General features: G+C 74.7%; 11 protein-coding genes. 6 read left to right on the top strand and 5 right to left on the bottom strand.

The genetic code is table 11. The features are described from left to right. The first annotated feature begins 88 nt into the window (after positions 1 to 88). Positions 89 to 337, top strand: a complete 249-nt coding sequence (locus tag BLV02_RS30100) for a mycoredoxin (RefSeq protein ID WP_069114342.1) — start codon at positions 89 to 91, stop codon at positions 335 to 337. On the opposite strand, the gene nudC is transcribed toward BLV02_RS30100, so the two are convergent. Then, positions 324 to 1,220, bottom strand: coding sequence for an NAD(+) diphosphatase (nudC, locus tag BLV02_RS30095; RefSeq protein WP_216094528.1), 897 nt, complete (start codon positions 1,218 to 1,220; stop codon positions 324 to 326). The two genes, BLV02_RS30100 and nudC, sit on opposite strands and share 14 nt — an antisense overlap. 35 nt (positions 1,221 to 1,255) lie before the next feature. Here nudC and deoD point away from each other — a divergent pair, with 35 nt between their 5' ends. From deoD to BLV02_RS30080, 3 genes are read left to right on the top strand one after another with little or no spacing between them, the layout of a single operon-like run. Continuing rightward, positions 1,256 to 1,960 (top strand): purine-nucleoside phosphorylase, encoded by a 705-nt coding sequence (deoD, locus tag BLV02_RS30090; protein WP_069114343.1) that lies wholly within the window; start codon positions 1,256 to 1,258, stop codon positions 1,958 to 1,960. Beyond that, on the top strand, positions 1,957 to 2,952 hold the full coding sequence (locus BLV02_RS30085) for an endonuclease/exonuclease/phosphatase family protein (RefSeq protein ID WP_069114344.1): 996 nt from the start codon (positions 1,957 to 1,959) through the stop codon (positions 2,950 to 2,952). Before deoD ends, BLV02_RS30085 begins: the two co-directional genes overlap by 4 nt. A 44-nt stretch (positions 2,953 to 2,996) precedes the next feature. Then, complete coding sequence (locus tag BLV02_RS30080) at positions 2,997 to 3,521, top strand: DUF222 domain-containing protein (protein ID WP_069114345.1); 525 nt, start codon at positions 2,997 to 2,999, stop codon at positions 3,519 to 3,521. A 134-nt stretch (positions 3,522 to 3,655) separates the two neighbouring features. On the opposite strand, the gene BLV02_RS30075 is transcribed toward BLV02_RS30080, so the two are convergent. From BLV02_RS30075 to BLV02_RS30060, 4 genes are all read right to left on the bottom strand, one after another. Beyond that, positions 3,656 to 4,585: an NUDIX hydrolase gene (locus tag BLV02_RS30075; RefSeq protein WP_069114346.1), complete on the bottom strand. Its 930-nt coding sequence runs from the start codon at positions 4,583 to 4,585 to the stop codon at positions 3,656 to 3,658. 389 nt (positions 4,586 to 4,974) lie between these two features. Beyond that, positions 4,975 to 8,208: an ATP-dependent helicase gene (locus BLV02_RS30070; protein ID WP_216094529.1), complete on the bottom strand. Its 3,234-nt coding sequence runs from the start codon at positions 8,206 to 8,208 to the stop codon at positions 4,975 to 4,977. Beyond that, positions 8,205 to 11,360: an ATP-dependent helicase gene (locus BLV02_RS30065; RefSeq protein ID WP_216094530.1), complete on the bottom strand. Its 3,156-nt coding sequence runs from the start codon at positions 11,358 to 11,360 to the stop codon at positions 8,205 to 8,207. The genes BLV02_RS30070 and BLV02_RS30065 overlap by 4 nt, the downstream gene beginning before the upstream one ends. 139 nt (positions 11,361 to 11,499) lie before the next feature. After that, positions 11,500 to 11,808: an MGMT family protein gene (locus BLV02_RS30060; RefSeq protein WP_069114348.1), complete on the bottom strand. Its 309-nt coding sequence runs from the start codon at positions 11,806 to 11,808 to the stop codon at positions 11,500 to 11,502. Positions 11,809 to 11,863: 55 nt separating this feature from the next. On the opposite strand from BLV02_RS30060, the gene BLV02_RS30055 reads away from it, so the two are divergent. Further along, positions 11,864 to 14,251 carry a lysylphosphatidylglycerol synthase transmembrane domain-containing protein gene (locus BLV02_RS30055; protein WP_069114349.1) on the top strand — a complete coding sequence of 796 codons (2,388 nt, stop codon included), beginning with the start codon at positions 11,864 to 11,866 and terminating at the stop codon, positions 14,249 to 14,251. Positions 14,252 to 14,303: 52 nt separating this feature from the next. Further along, entirely contained in the window at positions 14,304 to 16,706 is a 2,403-nt protein-coding gene (locus BLV02_RS30050; RefSeq protein ID WP_069114350.1) for a lysylphosphatidylglycerol synthase transmembrane domain-containing protein, read from the top strand. Positions 16,707 to 16,871: the final 165 nt, after the last annotated feature.

The raw sequence follows: 16,871 nt of genomic DNA, 5'->3' as shown, positions 1-16,871 counted from the left end.
GACAGGATGCGAGGCGCCACGGAACAATCCGGGCGACCGGCTGTGTTGAACTAGCTGATACGGCAACTAACCCAGGAGCGGAGCGTCGATGTCCCGGTTCACCATGTACAGCACCACCTGGTGTGGCTACTGCTTCCGGCTCAAGACGGCGCTCAACCGCGACGGCATCACGTTCGACGAGATCGACATCGAGACCGACCCCGCGTCCGCCGACCTCGTCATGAGCCTGAACGGCGGCAACGCGGTGGTGCCCACGCTGGTGTTCGCCGACGGCAGCGCCCTGACGAACCCGAGCCCGTCCGAGGTCAAGGAGAAGCTGACCGCTATCGCGGGCTGACGTCGTCGGGCAGCGGCCCGCCGAACCAGCCCTCGACCAGCTTCCGGGCGATCGAGATGCCGCTCGGCGGCAGCACGTCGCCGTCGCGCATGGCTGCGGTGAGCTCGTCGCGGCTGAACCAGCGCGCCTCGGCGATCTCCTCGCCGTCGGGCGCGGGATCCTCGCCGGCCGCCGTCGCGTAGTAGCCGAGCATGAGGCTGGACGGGAACGGCCACGGCTGCGCGCCCGCGTAGCGGCACGACGTGATGCGCACGCCGACCTCCTCGTACAGCTCGCGGACGACGGCGTGCTCGGGCGTCTCGCCCGGCTCGACGAAGCCGGCCAGCGTCGAGAACCGCCGCCCCGGCCAGGCCGCCGACCGGCCGAGCAGGCAGCGCTCCTTCTCGTCGACCACCAGGACGATGACGGCGGGATCGGTGCGCGGGAAGTGCTGCGAGCCGTCCGCCTCGCAGACGCGGACGTGCCCGCCCTGTTCCGACCGGGTGGGCGCGCCGCAGCGCGGGCAGAACCGGTGCGTCGCGTGCCAGTTGGCCAGCGCGACGGCGTGCACGGCCAGCCCGGCGTCGCGGTCGCCCAGGACGGCGCCGACCTCGCGCAGCGTGGCGCCGTCGTCCGGTTTCTCCGCCACGTGGACGGCGACGTAGGCGACGTCGCCGTCGAGGCCGAGCAGGAAGCGGTCGCCGTCAGGGGCGTCGCCCGGCGCGATGAACCGCAGGGCGCCGTCGTCGACCGGCACCGTCCCGTCGCCGACCAGCAGCACCCGGGTGCGGCCGTCGGACCACAGCGCGTCGACCCACGCGGCGTCCAGGCGACGATCGGCCGCGCGGTCAACAGTGGAGCGCGAGAGCGCGAGGGGACCGGGCAAGACGTAGGCCTCATGCACGACCCACGACCCTACGCCGGATACCGTGTGCACTCGTGAGCACCCACATTGCCGCCGCGCCCGGCGAGATCGCCGAGACCGTCCTGCTGCCGGGCGACCCGCTCCGCGCCGAGTGGATCGCCAAGACGTACCTCGAGGACGTCACCTGCTACTCGCAGGTCCGCAACATGCTCGGCTTCACCGGCACCTTCCGGGGTCAGCGCATCTCGGTCCAGGGCACCGGCATGGGCCAGCCGTCCATCTCCATCTACGTGCACGAACTGCTGGCCGAGTACGGCGCGAAGACGCTGGTACGGGTCGGGTCGTGCGGCGGGCTGCTGGCCGACGTCGCCATCCGCGACCTCGTCATCGGAATCTCGGCGGCCACCGAGTCGTCGATGAACGCGCTGCGCTTCGAGGGCTTCCACTACGCACCGACGGCGGACTTCTCGCTGGTGCGGGCCTACGTCGAGAAGGCCGAGGCGGCCGGCGCGCGGTACCACGTCGGGCAGATCTTCAGCACCGACTCCTTCTACCACGACCGTCCCGAGCTGCGCGATCGCCTGACCGAGTACGGCGTCATGGCGGTCGAGATGGAGGCGGCCGCGCTCTACACGCTGGCCGCGAAGTTCGGCGCGCGGGCCGTGGCGGTCTGCACGGTCAGCGACAACCTCGTCACCGGCGAGGAGACGTCGGCCGAGGAGCGCGAGCGCACGTTCGCGGAGATGGTCGAGCTGGCGCTGGACGCCGTCTCGGCGTGACCCGTCGCCGCTGGCCGTGGCCGGCGGCCTGCGGGGCACTGGCCGCACTGGCGGCCGTCGTGGTGGTGTGGCCGCAGGCGTTCGGGCTGTCCGGCCTCTACGGCCCGGCCCAGGTGGTGGCGCTGCGCGGCCTGACGGTGCTGGGCGGCGCCGTCGTCGCGGCGTTGGTGACGGCGCTGGCGGTGGCCATCCGGCGGGCGCGGTGGCCGCTGGCGGCCGTCGCCGGGGTGGTCGCGGCGGCGACGGTGTTCTCGGCCGGCGTGCTGCTGTCGCGCGGGCTGTCGTCCGACGCGGTCCCGGAGCCTGACGCGGCCGGCGAAGTGCGGGTGCTGGCGTTCAACACGCTCTACGACGGCGCCGGCCCACAGGTGGTCGCGGACCTGGTGACGGCGACCGGCGCGGACGTCGTCGTGCTGCCGGAGACCTCCGCCGCGACGACGCGGCGGGTCGCCGAACTGGCCGGCGGCGGCTTCCAGGTCTTCCACCACCAGGTCGACGCCGGCATCACGTCGGCGACGGGGCTGCTGGTGGCGTCGTCGCTGGGGACGTACGGCGAGCCGCGGCCGGACCCGTCGAGCGGGCTGGGCTCGTACACCGTCCGCCCCGTCGCCGGTTCGGACGGGCCACCGATCATCGCGGTGCACGCCTGGCCGCCCACCGGTGGCGCCATGGCCCGCTGGCACGACGACGCCGTCTGGGCGGTGCGCCAGTGCGCGGGCGCCGAGGGCGCCATCGCCGCCGGCGACTTCAACGCGACGCTGGACCATCCGGCGCTGCGGTCGCTCGGCCCGTGCGCCGATGCCGCCGCGGCCCGCTCGGCGGCAGGGACGGGCACCTGGCCGACCGGCTGGCCGCGATGGGCCGGCGCGCCGATCGACCACGTCCTGGCCGACGCCCGCGCCTGGGACGTCGTGTCGTTCAGCGTGCTCGACAGGGCCGGCGGCAGCGACCATCGGCCGGTGCTGGCGGTGCTGCGTCCGGCCGGATCGTGAACTTCCGGTCGCGACTTCGAACATCTGTGCGATAGTGTGCGGCCATGACGCGCCCCGGAGATCACCCCAGTGCGGCCTGGGCCGGCCTCGCGCCCGGCACGGTGCTCAACGCCGTCCTCGAGACGTTCGAGCCGCCCGCGCTGTCGCGGCGCGAGCTGCCCCGGGTCGCGGCCGCCTACCAACGTCAGGGCGCCCACCTCGACGCCATGCAGGCGCGCGTCATCGCCGAGCTGGCCGGCCGGGTCGACCCACCCGGCGGCCCGGCCACCGCCGTCACCATCGCCGAGGCGCTGCACCTCGAGCTCGACGCCGCCACCGACCTCGTCTCCCTCGCCGTCGACCTCGTCAGTGGCCTGCCCGCCACACTCGCCGCCCTCGACGACGGCCGCATCACGCTGGCCAAGGCGCGGCTCATCGCCCAGCGCACCCGGCGGCTCGGCCCGGCCACCCGCGCCGCCGTCGAGGCCGTGGCACTGGCCCGTGCGCCGCAGCTCACCGAGGCTCAGTTGCGGCGCTGGCTCGACGACGCCATGGCGCCCGGCAACGGTGAGGGGCGCGCCACGTCCTGACGCGCGCCGGCCTCCGCTGTGGGGCGGAGCGGGCGGTGGGTGCTGCGCCGGCTCCGCACCCGCCGCCCCCTCCTCGGGTCGCTCGCGGTCCGGGCGCGCATCTACCGGCCCCTCTTCGGGCGGCTCGCTGCGGGTCAGGCGATGGCGTGCAGGGCCTCGGTGGTGACGGCGGTCAGCGCGAGCGTGGCGACGTCGGCGGGGGCGAACCAGCGGGCGCCGACGGTGGAGCCGCCGACGTCGGCCAGGACGAGGGTGGCCGGCTCGTCGACGACGACGTCGTAGTAGGGGCGCACGCCGTGCCAGTCGATGGCGAAGCCCTCGGGACCGACCTGCTCGGGCTCGCGGTGGCTGGCGACGCCCAGCAGCCGGCGGATGCGGCCGACCTGGCCGGTCTCCTCGTGCAGCTCACGCAGCAGCGCCTGAGCCGGCTGCTCGCCGAAGTCGGTGCCGCCGCCGGGCAGGTGCCAGCAGCCGGCGTCGGGGTAGCCGTCGGCGACCTGGGTGAGCAGGACCCGCCCGTGCGGGTCGCGGACCAGGCCGTACGCCGCGAACCGCTGCACGGTGTGCCGGCCGTCGGGCGCCTGCTGGATGTGGAAGCCGGGCAGTTCGGGCATCCGCTCGGGCGGGAGGTCGACCGTCGAGAGCGGCAGCTTGAGCACCTGCGCGACGAACGGGCGCAGCTGCAGTGTGGCGGCTTCGTCGAGGCTGACCCAGCGGACGTCGTCGACCATGGGCGAGAGCGGCTCGGGCTCGCCGCTGATGACCTCGGCCTCGAACAGGATGCGGTCGGTGTGCAGGGTGACCTCGCGGTGCGGGCGCGCTCGGGTGTCGGCGAGGACGTCGATGGGTGTGACGGCGCGCAGCAGCAGCCCGGACTCCGCGGCCGCCTCACGGACGACGGCGTCGCGCGGGTGCTCGCCGTGCAGCACGCTGCCGCCCGGCAGCGTCCACACGCCCGGAGTGCCCGACCGCACGGACTCGCGGATCAGCAGCACGCGCTTGGACGCGTCGAGGCAGACGGCGTACGCGGCGATGCGGCGCAGCGGTTTCAGCGCGGGGGTCACGAGACAGGAGTCTCGCCCCGGCACGCTGTGCCGATCAAGAGCTATCTCCGAGACCGAGACAATGAGTCATTTCTACTGCCAAACACGCCGCGAACAGGTATGATGCGCACTTCGGCCAGCGATCCGCCGGCCCACGGCGCCCGTTGCGAGGGTCGTCACAGAATCGCAGTGATCGTCACACTTCGCCGCGTGACCTGGCCGATTGTCCCCCAATTCTCCACAGTGGTGGGCATAGGTCCCGTGGTCGCGCCTCTCGCGCCGCGGCTTGGGGACGCGCCTCTCGCATCGGCTCGACGGGGACGGAGCAGCGGGAGCGCGATGGTCGCCGGACCGGCGCCCGGCAGGGCGGCGCGGTCCGGCGGTCATCGTGAGGTCCAGGGGTGTCTCCCCTACTCGGCCACCGGAACGGCCGTGACCAGCGCCGTCAGCTCTGCCTCGTCCATCACGTCGGCCGGCCGGACCGTGGTGTCCTGGCGCACGTGGTGGAACGCGGCGCCCACGTGGTCGAGCGGGAGGTCGTAGAGCCGGGCGAAGGCCAGCCGGTACGCGGCCAGCTGGACGGTGCGTGTGGCGGCCTCTTCGTCGGTGGCCGGCGGCCGGCCGGTCTTCCAGTCGACGACGTCGATGCCGCCGTCGTCGGTGCTGAAGACGGCGTCGACCCGGCCGCGCAGCAGCACGCCGGCGACCAGCAGCTCGAACGGCGCCTCGACCTCGACCGGCGTGCGCCCGGCCCACGCGCTGGCCAGGAACGCCTCTTGCAGCGACGCCAGTTCGCGGTCGGGCGCGGCGCCGTCGTCGGCGAAGCCGGGCAGTTCGTCGACGTCGACGAGTCGCGGCGCCCCCCACCGCGACTCGAGCCAGGCGTGGAACAGCGTGCCCCGGCGGGCCAGCGGCGCCGGCGGGCGCGGCACCGGGCGGCGCAGCGCCCGGGCCAGCCGCTCGGGGCTCTCGCGCAGCGCCACCAGCTGCGACACCGACAGGTGCTCGGGCAGCGCGACGTCGATGGGACGCAGCGAGGAGTGCCGTTCGCGCTCGGCCAGCAGCCGCTCGACCTCGGCGTCCCACTCGGTGACCGGCTGGGCGAGGTCGAACAGCACGCCGTCGACGGCGCCCTGCGCGGCCCGGACCAGCCCGGCGCCGTCCTCGAGCAGGGCCCGCCGCTGGCCGAGCGGGTCGTACGGCCAGCGCAGCTCGCGCACCTGCTGGGACAACGGGTTGGTGTCGTCGGCCTCGGGCGGCGTGGCCCAGACGCCGACCTCGCCGGCGCCGTCGTCGCAGGCCACCTTGATCTCGTGCAGGAACATCGACAGCTCGCGCGGCCGGACGGCGTCGTCCCAGCAGTAGCCCGAGCAGACCAGCAGCCGCCGCGCCCGGGTGACCGCGACGTAGGCCAGCCGGCGCTCCTCGAGCCGGGCCGCCGCGGCGGCGTCGCCGTAGAACGCGTCGACGGCGTCGCGCACGCCGACCTGGTCGGCCGCGCCGGAGAGGTCGAGCGGCGGCAGCGACCCGGCGTCGCCGCGCAGCGCGTACGGCAGCTCGCCGGGGTCGCCCAGCCAGGCCCGCTGCCGCTCGCCGCCGGACGGGAACACCTTGTCGACCAGCCCGGTGACGAAGACGGCGTCCCACTCGAGCCCCTTGGCGCCGTGCACCGTGAGCACCTGGACGCGGTCGCCGGACACCTCGACCTCGCCCGGGGCCAGGCCGCGCTCGGCGGTCTCGGCGGCGTCGAGGTAGGCGAGGAAGGCCGACAGGGTGGGCGCGTCGCCGTGCGACTCGAACTCGGCCGCGACGTCGAGGAAGCGGTCGAGGTTGGCCCGGCCGCCCGGGCCGCGACGCGCGGCCAGCTCGACGTCGAGACCGAGCGTGCGCTGGACGTCGTGCACCAACTCGGTGAGCGACTGGCCGGTGCGGGTGCGCAGCTCGCGCAGCTCGGCCGAGAGCGCCCTCAGCCGGAGGTCGCCGTCGGGTGAGAACCAGTCGCCGCCCTGCGGCAGCGCGTCGAGCGCGTCGACGATGCTGAGTTCGTCGACCTCGTCGAGCGCGATGCCTTCGGCGGCGGCCTCGCGCATGGTGGGACGGCGCGCGCCGCCGGTGTCGCCGTCGGGCCGGCCCAGCCGCCGCGCCCAGCGGGCCAGCGCGTCGAGGTCGCGCGGCCCGATGCGCCAGCGCGAGCCGGTGAGCAGCCGCATGAGGGCGTCGCCGCGGGACGGGTCGTTGACCACCCGCAGCGTGGCCACGACGTCGCCGACCTCGGCCGTCGCCAGCAGCCCGCCGACGCCGACGACCTCGACCGGGAGGTCGACGGCGCGCAGCGCGGACTCGAGCCGCGGGATCTGGCCGCGGTTGCGCACCAGCACGGCGACCGTGCGGCCGTCGTCGGAGGCGTCCCAGAACGCCCGCGCCCGGCGCGCGACATCGGCGGCTTCGTCGTCGGCGGTGAGGTGCAGCGACGCGACGACGGTGGACGGCGGCAGCCCGGGGAACGCGGTGAGCTCGGGGACGTCGAGGCCCTGGGCCCGCAGCGGCTGCGACAACCGGTTCGCGACCTGCAGGATCTCGGCGCCGTTGCGGAAGCTGGTGGTCAGGGAGTCGAGCCGGGCGAGGTCGTCGGCGGAACGGAACTCGCGCCGGAACGACGTCAGCGTGCCGGCGCTGGCGCCGCGCCAGCCGTAGATGGACTGGCACGGGTCGCCGACCGCGGTGACCGGGTGGCCACCGCCGAACAGCGACCGCAGCAGCACCAGCTGGGCGTGGCTGGTGTCCTGGTACTCGTCGAGCAGCACGACGCCGAAGGTGGCCCGCTCGGCCTCGCCGACCTCGGGGAACCGCTCGGCGAGGGTGGCGGCCAGCTCGGCCTGGTCGGCGAAGTCGAGCACTTCGTCGGACTGCTTGCGGGCCCGGAACTCCGCGACGACGGGCAGCAACGCCACCCGGGCGTCCTGCACGGCCAGGCCCTTCGCGACGTCGGCGTAGAGGAGGTCCTTGGTGCGCTGGCCCTTCGCCTTGGGCAGCGCCTCGATGCCCGCCCGCAACTGCCGGGTGTACTCCTCGACCCGCGAGGGCGTGACGAGGTGCCCGGCCAGCTCGGAGTGGAGGTCGAGCACCTTCTGCACGACGGTGGACGGCGCGTAGCCGACGGCCTCCATGTCGCCGTCGTAGGACGACACGACCCGCTGGGAGTACTGCCAGGCCACGGCCTCGGTGATGAGCCGCGCGCCGGGCTCGCGTCCCAGCCGCAGCGCGTGCTCGGCCACGATGCGCCCGGCGTAGGCGTCGTAGGTGAGCACCGTCGGCTCGCCGTCGAGGACGTCGGGCGGGACCAGCCCGCGGGCGGCCAGCTGGGACAGCCGGCGGCGGATGCGGGCGGCCAGCTCGCGCGCGGCCTTGCGGGTGAACGTCAGGCCGAGCACGTCCTCGGGCCGCACCAGGCCGGATGCCACCAGCCACACCACCCGGGCGGCCATGGTCTCGGTCTTGCCGGACCCGGCCCCTGCGACGACGACGCCCGGCGCGAGCGGCGCGGCGATGGCCGCGGCCTGCTCGGGGGTGGGGTCGGGCTGGCCGAGACGGCGGGCGAGATCGGCCGGCGAGATGGCCACCCCGGCTGTGACGTGTGTGGTCACGGCGTCACCTGCTCGCCCTCGGGCCACACCGGGCAGGACGGCCGGGCCGGGCAGAACCCGCACCAGCCGCCCTTCTCGGCCCGGAACGACGGCTGGCGCATGCCCTCGGCGGTGTGGCGCATGAGCTCGTGCGCCCACGTCGGCTCGCCGTCGTCGGGCAGCGCGCCCTGCAGCTGCTCTTTCGCGTGCCCCTTGGCGTCCTTGCCGAGCTGGACCAGGCTCGCTCCCCCGCTGCGCCGCTCGCCGTCGGTGTGGGCGTCGAAGCCACCGTGCAGGATGGCCAGCTGGTACGCGGCCAGCTGGGCGTGCTCGGCCACCTCGGCCGTGGTGGGCGCGGACACGCCGGTCTTGTAGTCGACGACGATCAGCCGGCCGTCGGTGTCGGCGTCGAGGCGGTCGACCCGGCCGACCAGCCGGGCGTCGCCGATCTCGACGTCGAAGTCGAGCTCGGCGCCGACCATGCCGCGTGGGTTGTCGCGCAGCCAGCGGCCCAGCCGCTGCACCATGTCGCGGACGCGGCCGTACTCGCGCGCGGCCACCCAGCCCTCACCGGCGTCGATGCCCGGCCAGGCGTTGTCGAGCTCGGTGAGCAGCTTGTCGTCGGACCAGCTCTCGACGGCGGCCAGCTCGGCGAGGTCGTGCAGCAGCGAGCCGATGCCGGCGCGGCGGAGGTCGGAGTCGGTGGCGCCGCACGCCTTGAGCAGCCAGCGCAGCTCGCACCGGTTGAACTCCTCGACCTTCGACGGCGACACCCGCACCGGGCGGTCGGGATGCCCGAGCGGGTCGGTGACCGACACCGGCCGCAGGCCGTACCACTCGTCGGGGTCGGCCTGCGCCACCCCGGCGGCGGCCAGCCGGGCCAGCTGGTGCGCGGCGCCGTGGCGGCGCTCGACCGGCTCGGCGGGGTCGCACACGACCCCGCGCAGCTCGGCGACGACGGCGGGGAGGTCGAGGCCGCGCCCCGGTGCCTGCACCAGCCGCTCGACGGCGCCGTCGGCGGGCAGTGGGTCGATGTCGTCGAGGAACCGCGACGGCTGCGACTCTTCGTTCGAGACCGCGGTGACGTAGAGGCGCTGCCGGGCCCGCGTGACGGCGACGTAGAACAGCCGGCGCTCCTCGGCCAGCCGGGCGCTGGCCCGGGTGACGGCGGAGTCGTCGCGGTGAGCGACGAGGTCGACCAGCGACTCGGTGCCCAGCAGGCTGCCGCGCTCGCGGACGTCGGGCCAGACCCCCTCCTGCACGCCGGCCACCACCACGACGTCCCATTCGAGGCCCTTGGCGGCGTGCGCCGTCATGATGCTGACGCTGGCCGTGGCCGGGCCGCCGGGGCGGTAGGTGTCGGCCGGCAGCTGCTGGTCGCGCAGGTGCTCGGCGAACCCCTCGGGCCGGGCGCCCGGCATGCGGTCGACGAACGTCGCGACCGCGTCGAACAGCGCGACGACGGCGTCGAGGTCGGCGTCGGCGGCCGGCGCGGCGCGGCCCCGCGACAGCGCGGCGCGGGTCCAGCGGGCCTCCAGCCCGGACCGCGTCCACACCGCCCACAGCACGTCCTCGGCGGTGGCGCCGTCGGCCTCGGCGGCCTCGCGGGCAGCGGTGATGAGCCCGGCGACCCGGGTGGCCGGCGCGACCGCGTGGTCGTCGAGGAACCGCAGCTCGTCGGGGGTGGTCAGCGCCTCGACCAGCAGTTCGCCGGAGGCGCGGCCGCCGCCGGCCGTCAACTCGTGCGCGCGCAGCTCCTGCCGCAGCCGCCGCACGGCCAGCGCGTCGGCACCGCCCAGCGGGCCGGTGATGAGGTCGAGCGCGGTCTCGACGTCGAGCTCGCGCAGCCCGGTGACCAGTTCGAGCACCGTGAGCAGCGCCCGGACCGGCGCTTGGTCGGCCAGCGGGACGTCCTCGATGCGCACGCTGACCGGCACCCCGGCGCCGGCCAGCGCGCGGCGCAGCACCGGGATGGCGGACGCGCTGCGCACCAGCACCGCCATGCGGTCCCACGGGACGTCGTCGAGCAGGTGCGCCGCCCGCAGCCGGCCGGCCACGAACGCGGCCTCCTGGCTGGCGCTGGCGAGCAGGTGGACGGACGCGCGATCGGCGCCGTGGTCGCCCGGCCCGGCCGCGTGCAGCTCGCGGTGCCGGCTCAGCCCGCCCAGCCGCGCCGCGACCCGTCGCGACGCCGCCAGCAGCCGCGGCCCGCAGCGCCGGGACGCCGCGAGCGCGAGCACCTGGCCGGGCGAGCCGTCGGCGGCCGCGAAGCGGTCGGCGAAGCGGCGGATGGCCTCGGGCTCGGCGCCGCGGAAGCCGTAGATGGACTGGTCGGGGTCGCCGACGACGAGCAGCTCGCGGCCGCCGCCGGCCAGCAGCCGCAGCAGCTCTTCCTGCGCCGGGTCGCTGTCCTGGTACTCGTCGACGACGACGAACGCGCGCGCCTGCCGCTCGCGGGCCAGCAGTTCGGGGTCGTCGCGCAGCAGCCCGGCGCCGGCCCGCACCAGCTCGGCCTGGTCGAACGTGGGCGGGTAGCGAAACGCCGTGACGCCGGCGTACTGCCGGGCGAACCGGGCGGCGGCCAGCCAGTCGTCGCGCCGGTGCGCGCCGCCCAGCGCGGCCAGCTCGTCGGGCCCGAGGCCGCGCTCGACCGCCCGCATGAGGAAGTCGCGCAACTCGGCGGCGAACCCGCGGGTCAGCAGCGCCGGACGCAGATGGTCGGGCCAGTAGCCGGTGCCCAGCTGCTCGACGTCGCCGCGCAGCAGCTCGCGGATGAGGACGTCCTGCTCGGCCCCGCCCAGCAGCCGCGGCGACGGCTCGCCCTGCGCGACCGCCTCGCGGCGCAGCAGCCCGAACGCGTAGGAGTGGAAGGTGCGGGCCAGCGGCTCGCGGATGGTACGGCCGAGCCGCCTGGCGATACGTTCGCGCAGCTCACCGGCGGCCCGGCGGCTGAACGTCAGCACCAGCACCCGGCCGGGGTCGACGCCGTCGTGCTCGACCCGGTGCGCCACCGCCTCGACCAGCGTGGTGGTCTTGCCGGTGCCGGGACCGGCCAGCAGCAGCAACGGCCCGCCCCGATGCTCGACGGCGGCCTTCTGGGTGTCGTCGAGGCGGACCGGCGGCGCGGCGGGCCGGACGGTGCGCACCAGACGCACGGCTGCGGGACGCCTCACCGACTGCCGCTCCTTCCCCTGCTCCCCGACGACAGGTCCCATCCCACCACGTGGGTCCGACAGGGTCGCGCCCCCGCGCCGCTCATCCGGTGATGGCTGGCGGTTCACTGGCGCTCTGGCACCAGCAAAGCGCCAACCATCAGTCCGGGAACCAGGCGGCCCGCCGCAGATCGACCCGCTCACCGTCACGCGTCAACGGCGTTCCCTCGGCGGCGAACTCGGTCAGCGCCCGGACCTCGTGCCCCCGCGGCGGCCGGCCGGCCGCCGTCACCACCCGCCACCAGGACACCGTCCCGCCGACCGTCGACATGACGGTGCCGACCTGGCGGGGGCCGCCACGGCCGAGGGTCTCGCCCACGACGTCGGCGATGGCACCATAGGACATGGCCCGGCCCGGCGGGATGCGCTCGACCACGCTCAGCACGGCCTCGGCGTACTCGTCGTCCATCCGCCCATCGTGCCTGACCGCCGCGCGCGGCCCGGCGTGCGACGATGCTCCTTCGATGACGGAACCCAGAGACAGCGACAACACGTCGGCCGACGAGATCGTGGTCGACGAGCCGCCGCTGCCTCCACGCACCCGCCGACCGGCCGACGTCGTCTCGCTGCTGATCGTGAGCGGCGTGCTCACCGGCCTGGTCGCGATGTCGATCATCGCCGAGCGGACGATGACGGCGATCACCGAGGATCTGGCCGATCTCAACACCCGGGTGCCGGGCAGCATCGTCGGCATCGTCGACTTCACCGCGAACCTGGCCGGCGTCGTCATCCCGATCGTGCTGGTCGCGGTGCTGATGATCCGCGGCCGCGTGCGCACCACCGTCGAGCTGCTGCTGGCCGGCGTCACCGCGTCGGTCGCCGCCGCGCTGGTGTCCGAGTGGCTGACCGGGCCGGCGCCGCAGCGACTGCACGACAGCCTGGTCCCGATCGTCGACGGCGCCGAGGCCACGCCGGTGCCGGCCTACTCGGCGCTGCTGGTGGCCGTCGTCACCGTCGTGTCGCAGCTGGACGTGCGGCGGCTGCGGCAGGTCGCGCTGTTCGCGATCGCCGGCACGTACGCCGTCGAGCTGCTGCAGGGCGACGCCACGGTCGGCGGCCTGCTGATCGCCACCAGCGTCGGCGTCGCGGCCGGGCTGCTGGTGCGCATCGTCGGCGGTCAGCCGTCGCTGGCGCCGAGCGGTCAGAAGATCGCCGCGACGCTCGAGGCGGCCGGCTACCAGCTGAAGGCGCTGCGCGCGGACCCGTCCGGCGACTACCGCCGGCTCACCGCCGAGACCCCCGAGGCCCGCTACAGCGTGCTCGTGCTGGACCGCAACCACGAGGGCGCCGGCACCATCGCCCGGACGGTCGACCAGCTGCGCACCCGCGAAGAGGTGCTGCCCCGGCAGACGGTGACGCTGCGCGACGCCATCGACCGCATCGCGCTGCAGTCGTTCGCCGTGGCCCGGGCCGGCGCCCGCACGCCTGAGCTGCGCACCGTCCTGCGCATCGACGGCGACTCCGCCGCGCTGGTCTACGACTACGTGCACGGCACCGCGCTGAGCGACCTCACCGCCGACGACGTCACCGACGACATGCTGGTCGACCTCTGGCGCCAGCTCGGCGACCTGCGCCGCGGCCAGGTCGCGCACCGGCGGCTGTCCGGGCGCACCATCATCGCCGACGACAGCAGCCGCATCTGGCTGCTCAGCCCGTCCGGCGGCGAGCTCGCCGCCACCGACATCGCCATGCGCACCGACCTCGCGCAGGCACTCACCGCCACCAGCATCGTCGCCGGCCCGGAGCGCGTCGTCGACACCGCGCTGGAGGTGCTCGGCCCGGACGTCGTGCGCGCGGCCATCCCGCTGCTGCAGCCGATCGCGCTGACCCCGGGCACCCGGCAGCACGTCAAGGGCCACCGCGAGGTGCTGATCCGGCTGCGCGACCGGCTGGTCGACCGCCTCGGCGCGCCGGCCGAGCCGCTGCGACTGCAGCGCATCCGGCCGCTGTCGCTGCTCACCGGCGTGGGCACGGTCGTCGCGGTGTACCTGGTCGGCACCCAGCTGTCGGACGTGTCGTTCACCGAGTTGTGGGACCGCACCGACTGGCGCTGGCTGATCCTCGCGATCGGCCTGATGTTCACCAACTACCTGACGATGGCGCTCGGCCTGCTCGGCTTCGTGCCGGAGCGGGTGCCGTTCTGGCGCGTCGTCGGCGCGCAGGTCGCCATCGGGTTCCTGCGGCTGATGGCGCCCACCACGGTCGGCAACGTCGCGATGAACATCCGGCTGCTGACGAAGTCCGGGGTGGCGGCGCCGCTGGCGGCGGCGAGCGTCGCGGCCAACCAGGTCGCCCAGGTCGCCGTCACGTTCCCGCTGCTGGCCGTGCTGGCGGTGGTGTCCGGGTACAACGCCCTGCCGGGGCTGCCGTCGTCGAGCACGCTGATCGTGGTGCTGGGGCTGCTGCTGGCGGCGTCGGTCGTCGCGATCATCCCGCCGGTGCGGTCGCGGCTGCGCACGCTGTGGAGCGACTTCGCCGAGCGCGGCCTGCCCCGGCTGCTGGACGTGCTGAGCGACCCGCGGAAGCTGGCCATGGCCGTCGGCGGCATCCTGGGCCAGACGGCGAGCCTCATCCTCTGCTTCTACGCCTGCCTGCTGGCGGTCGGCGAGACGGTGAACCTGGCCGGGCTCGCGGTCGTCCAGCTGGTCGGCAACACGCTGGGCACCGCCGTGCCGACCCCCGGCGGCCTCGGCGCCGTCGAGGCGGCGCTGACCGCCGGCGTCAGCACCCTGGGCGTCCCGGCCTCCGCGGCCGTCACCGCCGTACTGGTCTTCCGCATCGTGTCGTTCTGGCTGCCGATCCTGCCAGGCTGGGTGTTGTGGACCCAGATGCGGCGGCGCGACCTGCTCTGACTCGCGGGTCGTCGCCATGAGCGAGCCGGGCGCATGCGACGATCGGTCTGCGATGACGGAGACGACCGAGGCGACACGCGCGCGGCGGGTCCCGGCCGGCAAGATCGTGGTCGAGGAGCCCCCGCTGCCTCGTCGTACCCGGCGCCCCATCGACCTCCTGCGCCTGGTGTTCATGCTGGTGCTGATGACGGCGCTGGCAGCGCTCGCGGTCGTGGCAGAGCGCACGCTCACCAGCCTGACCGCCGACCTCGCCGCTCTCAACCGGGTCGTCCCGAGCGGCCCGGTCGACTTCATCGCGCTGGCGTCCGAGCTGGCCAGCCTGCTGCTGCCGCCGGTGCTGGTGTTCCTGCTGATGGTCCGCGGCCGCATGCGGACGACGGTCGAGCTGCTGGCCGCCGGCGCGGTGGCCTCCGTCGCGGCGGCACTGCTGTCGAACTGGCTGGCCGGGTCGGCGCCGGAGCGGCTGCACGACACCTTCGTCCCGGTCGTCGACGGGTTCGACGGCACGGCCGTGCCCGCGATGCCGACGCTGCTGGTCGCGATGATGACGGTGGTGTCGCGGCTGCAGCTGCCGCGCATTCGTCAGGTCGCCGGGCTCGCGATCGCCGGCAGTTTCGCCGTCTGGCTGTTCCAGGGCGAGGTCACCGTGGGCGGCCTGCTGGTCTCCCTCGCCCTCGGCCGCGCGATGGGCCTGCTGGTCCGGCTGATCAGCGGGCAGCCGTCGCTGGCGCCGAACGGGCACAAGGTGGCCGCCGTCCTGCGCGACAACGGCTACGACGTCACCACGCTGCGCGCCGACCCCGTCGACAAGTACCGCCGCTACATCGCCGAGAGCACGCAGGGCACTCTCGGCATCCTCGTCCTGGACCGCGACAACGACGGCGCAGGCCTCGTCGTCCGCGCCGCCGACCAGATCCGCACCCGCGAAGAGGTGCTGCCGCGGCAGATGGTGACGATGCGCAACGCCGTCAACCAGATCACGCTGCAGGCCCTCGCCGTCTCGCGGGCCGGCGCCCGGACGCCGAAGCTGCGCAACGTGCTGCGCATCGGGTCCGACGCCGCCGCCATCGTCTACGACCACGTGCCCGGCACCATCCTCGCCAACATGCCGGCCGACCAGGTCACCGACGCCATGCTCGAGGACCTGTGGCGCCAGCTCGGGCGGCTGCGCCGCAACGAGGTGGCGCACCGGCGCATCTCCGGCCGGACCATCCTCGTCTCCGACGCCGGCAAGGTGTGGCTGCTCGACCCGTCCGGTGGCGAGGTGGCCGCGCCGGAGCTGGCGATCCGCGCCGACCTCGCCCAGGCGCTGGTCGGCTGCGCCCTCGTCGTCGGCGTCGACCGCACCATCGCCACCGCCATCCGGGTGCTCGGCCGCGACGTCGTCAGCGCCGCCATCCCGCTGCTGCAGCCGGTCGCGCTGGCCCGGTCGACCCGCATGGACCTCAAGGGGCGCCGCGACGTCCTCACCAAGCTGCGCGACGGCCTGGTCAGCAGCACCGGCCAAGAGCCCGACGAGCCGGTGCGGCTGCAGCGGCTGCGGCCGTTGTCGCTGCTCACCGGTGTCGGCGCGGTGTTCGCCGTCTACCTCGTCGGCACCCAGCTGTCCGACGTGTCGCTCACCCAGCTGTGGTCGCAGACCGACTGGCGGTGGCTGTTCATCGCGATCGTGCTGATGTTCACCAGCTACCTCGGCGCGGCGTTCGCGCTGCTCGGGTTCGTGCCGGAGAAGGTGCCGTTCTGGCGGGTGGTCGGCGCGCAGGTGTCACTGGGTTTCCTGCGGCTGTTCGCGCCCGCCACCGTCGGCGTCGTCGCGATCAACATCCGGGTCCTGACGAAGGCCGGCGTGGCGGCCCCGCTGGCGGCGGCGAGCGTCGCCGCGAACCAGGTGGCGAACGTCTCCATCACGTTCCCCGTCATCGGCATCCTCGGCGTCGTGTCCGGGTCGTCGGCGGCGCCCGACATCGACCCGTCGCTGAACACGCTGATCATCGTGCTGATCGTGCTGGCGGCCGCGGCCGTGCTGGCGCTGATCCCGCCGGTGCGGCTGCGGCTGCGGGCGTTGTGGAGCGACTTCGCCCAGCGTGGTCTGCCGCGGCTGCTGGACGTGCTCAGCAACCCGCGCAAGCTGCTGGTGGCGCTGGCCGGCATCGTGCTGCAGTCGGCCAGCCTGATCCTCTGCTTCTACGTCTGCCTGAAGGCGGTCGGGGGCGCCGCGAACCTCGCCGCCATGGCCGTCGTCCAGCTGGTCGGCAACACGCTCGGCATGGCCGTGCCGACCCCCGGTGGCCTGGGCGCCGTCGAGGCCGCCCTCACGGCGGGCGTCAGCACCCTCGGCGTCGGCGCGACCACCGCCGTGACCGCGGTGCTGGTGTTCCGGCTGGTGTCGTTCTGGCTGCCGATCCTGCCCGGCTGGGTCTTCTGGACCCAGATGCAGCGCCGCGACATGCTCTGACGGCGCCGCGAACGCCGACCCTGTCGGTACCCGCCCATAGGGTGGGAAGCCCTCCCAGCCGGGCGGGCCATCTAGACGCTCACGGCCGAGCACACTGAGCTTCCACAGGATCGCCGTGACGGCATCATGCCTCCACGTGGCTGCTGCCCGGTGGCGACCATGGGT

Source organism: Jiangella alba (assembly GCF_900106035.1).
In the GTDB taxonomy this organism is placed as follows: Bacteria; Actinomycetota; Actinomycetes; order Jiangellales; family Jiangellaceae; genus Jiangella; species Jiangella alba.
This window is presented reverse-complemented; position numbering and strand designations above follow the sequence as displayed.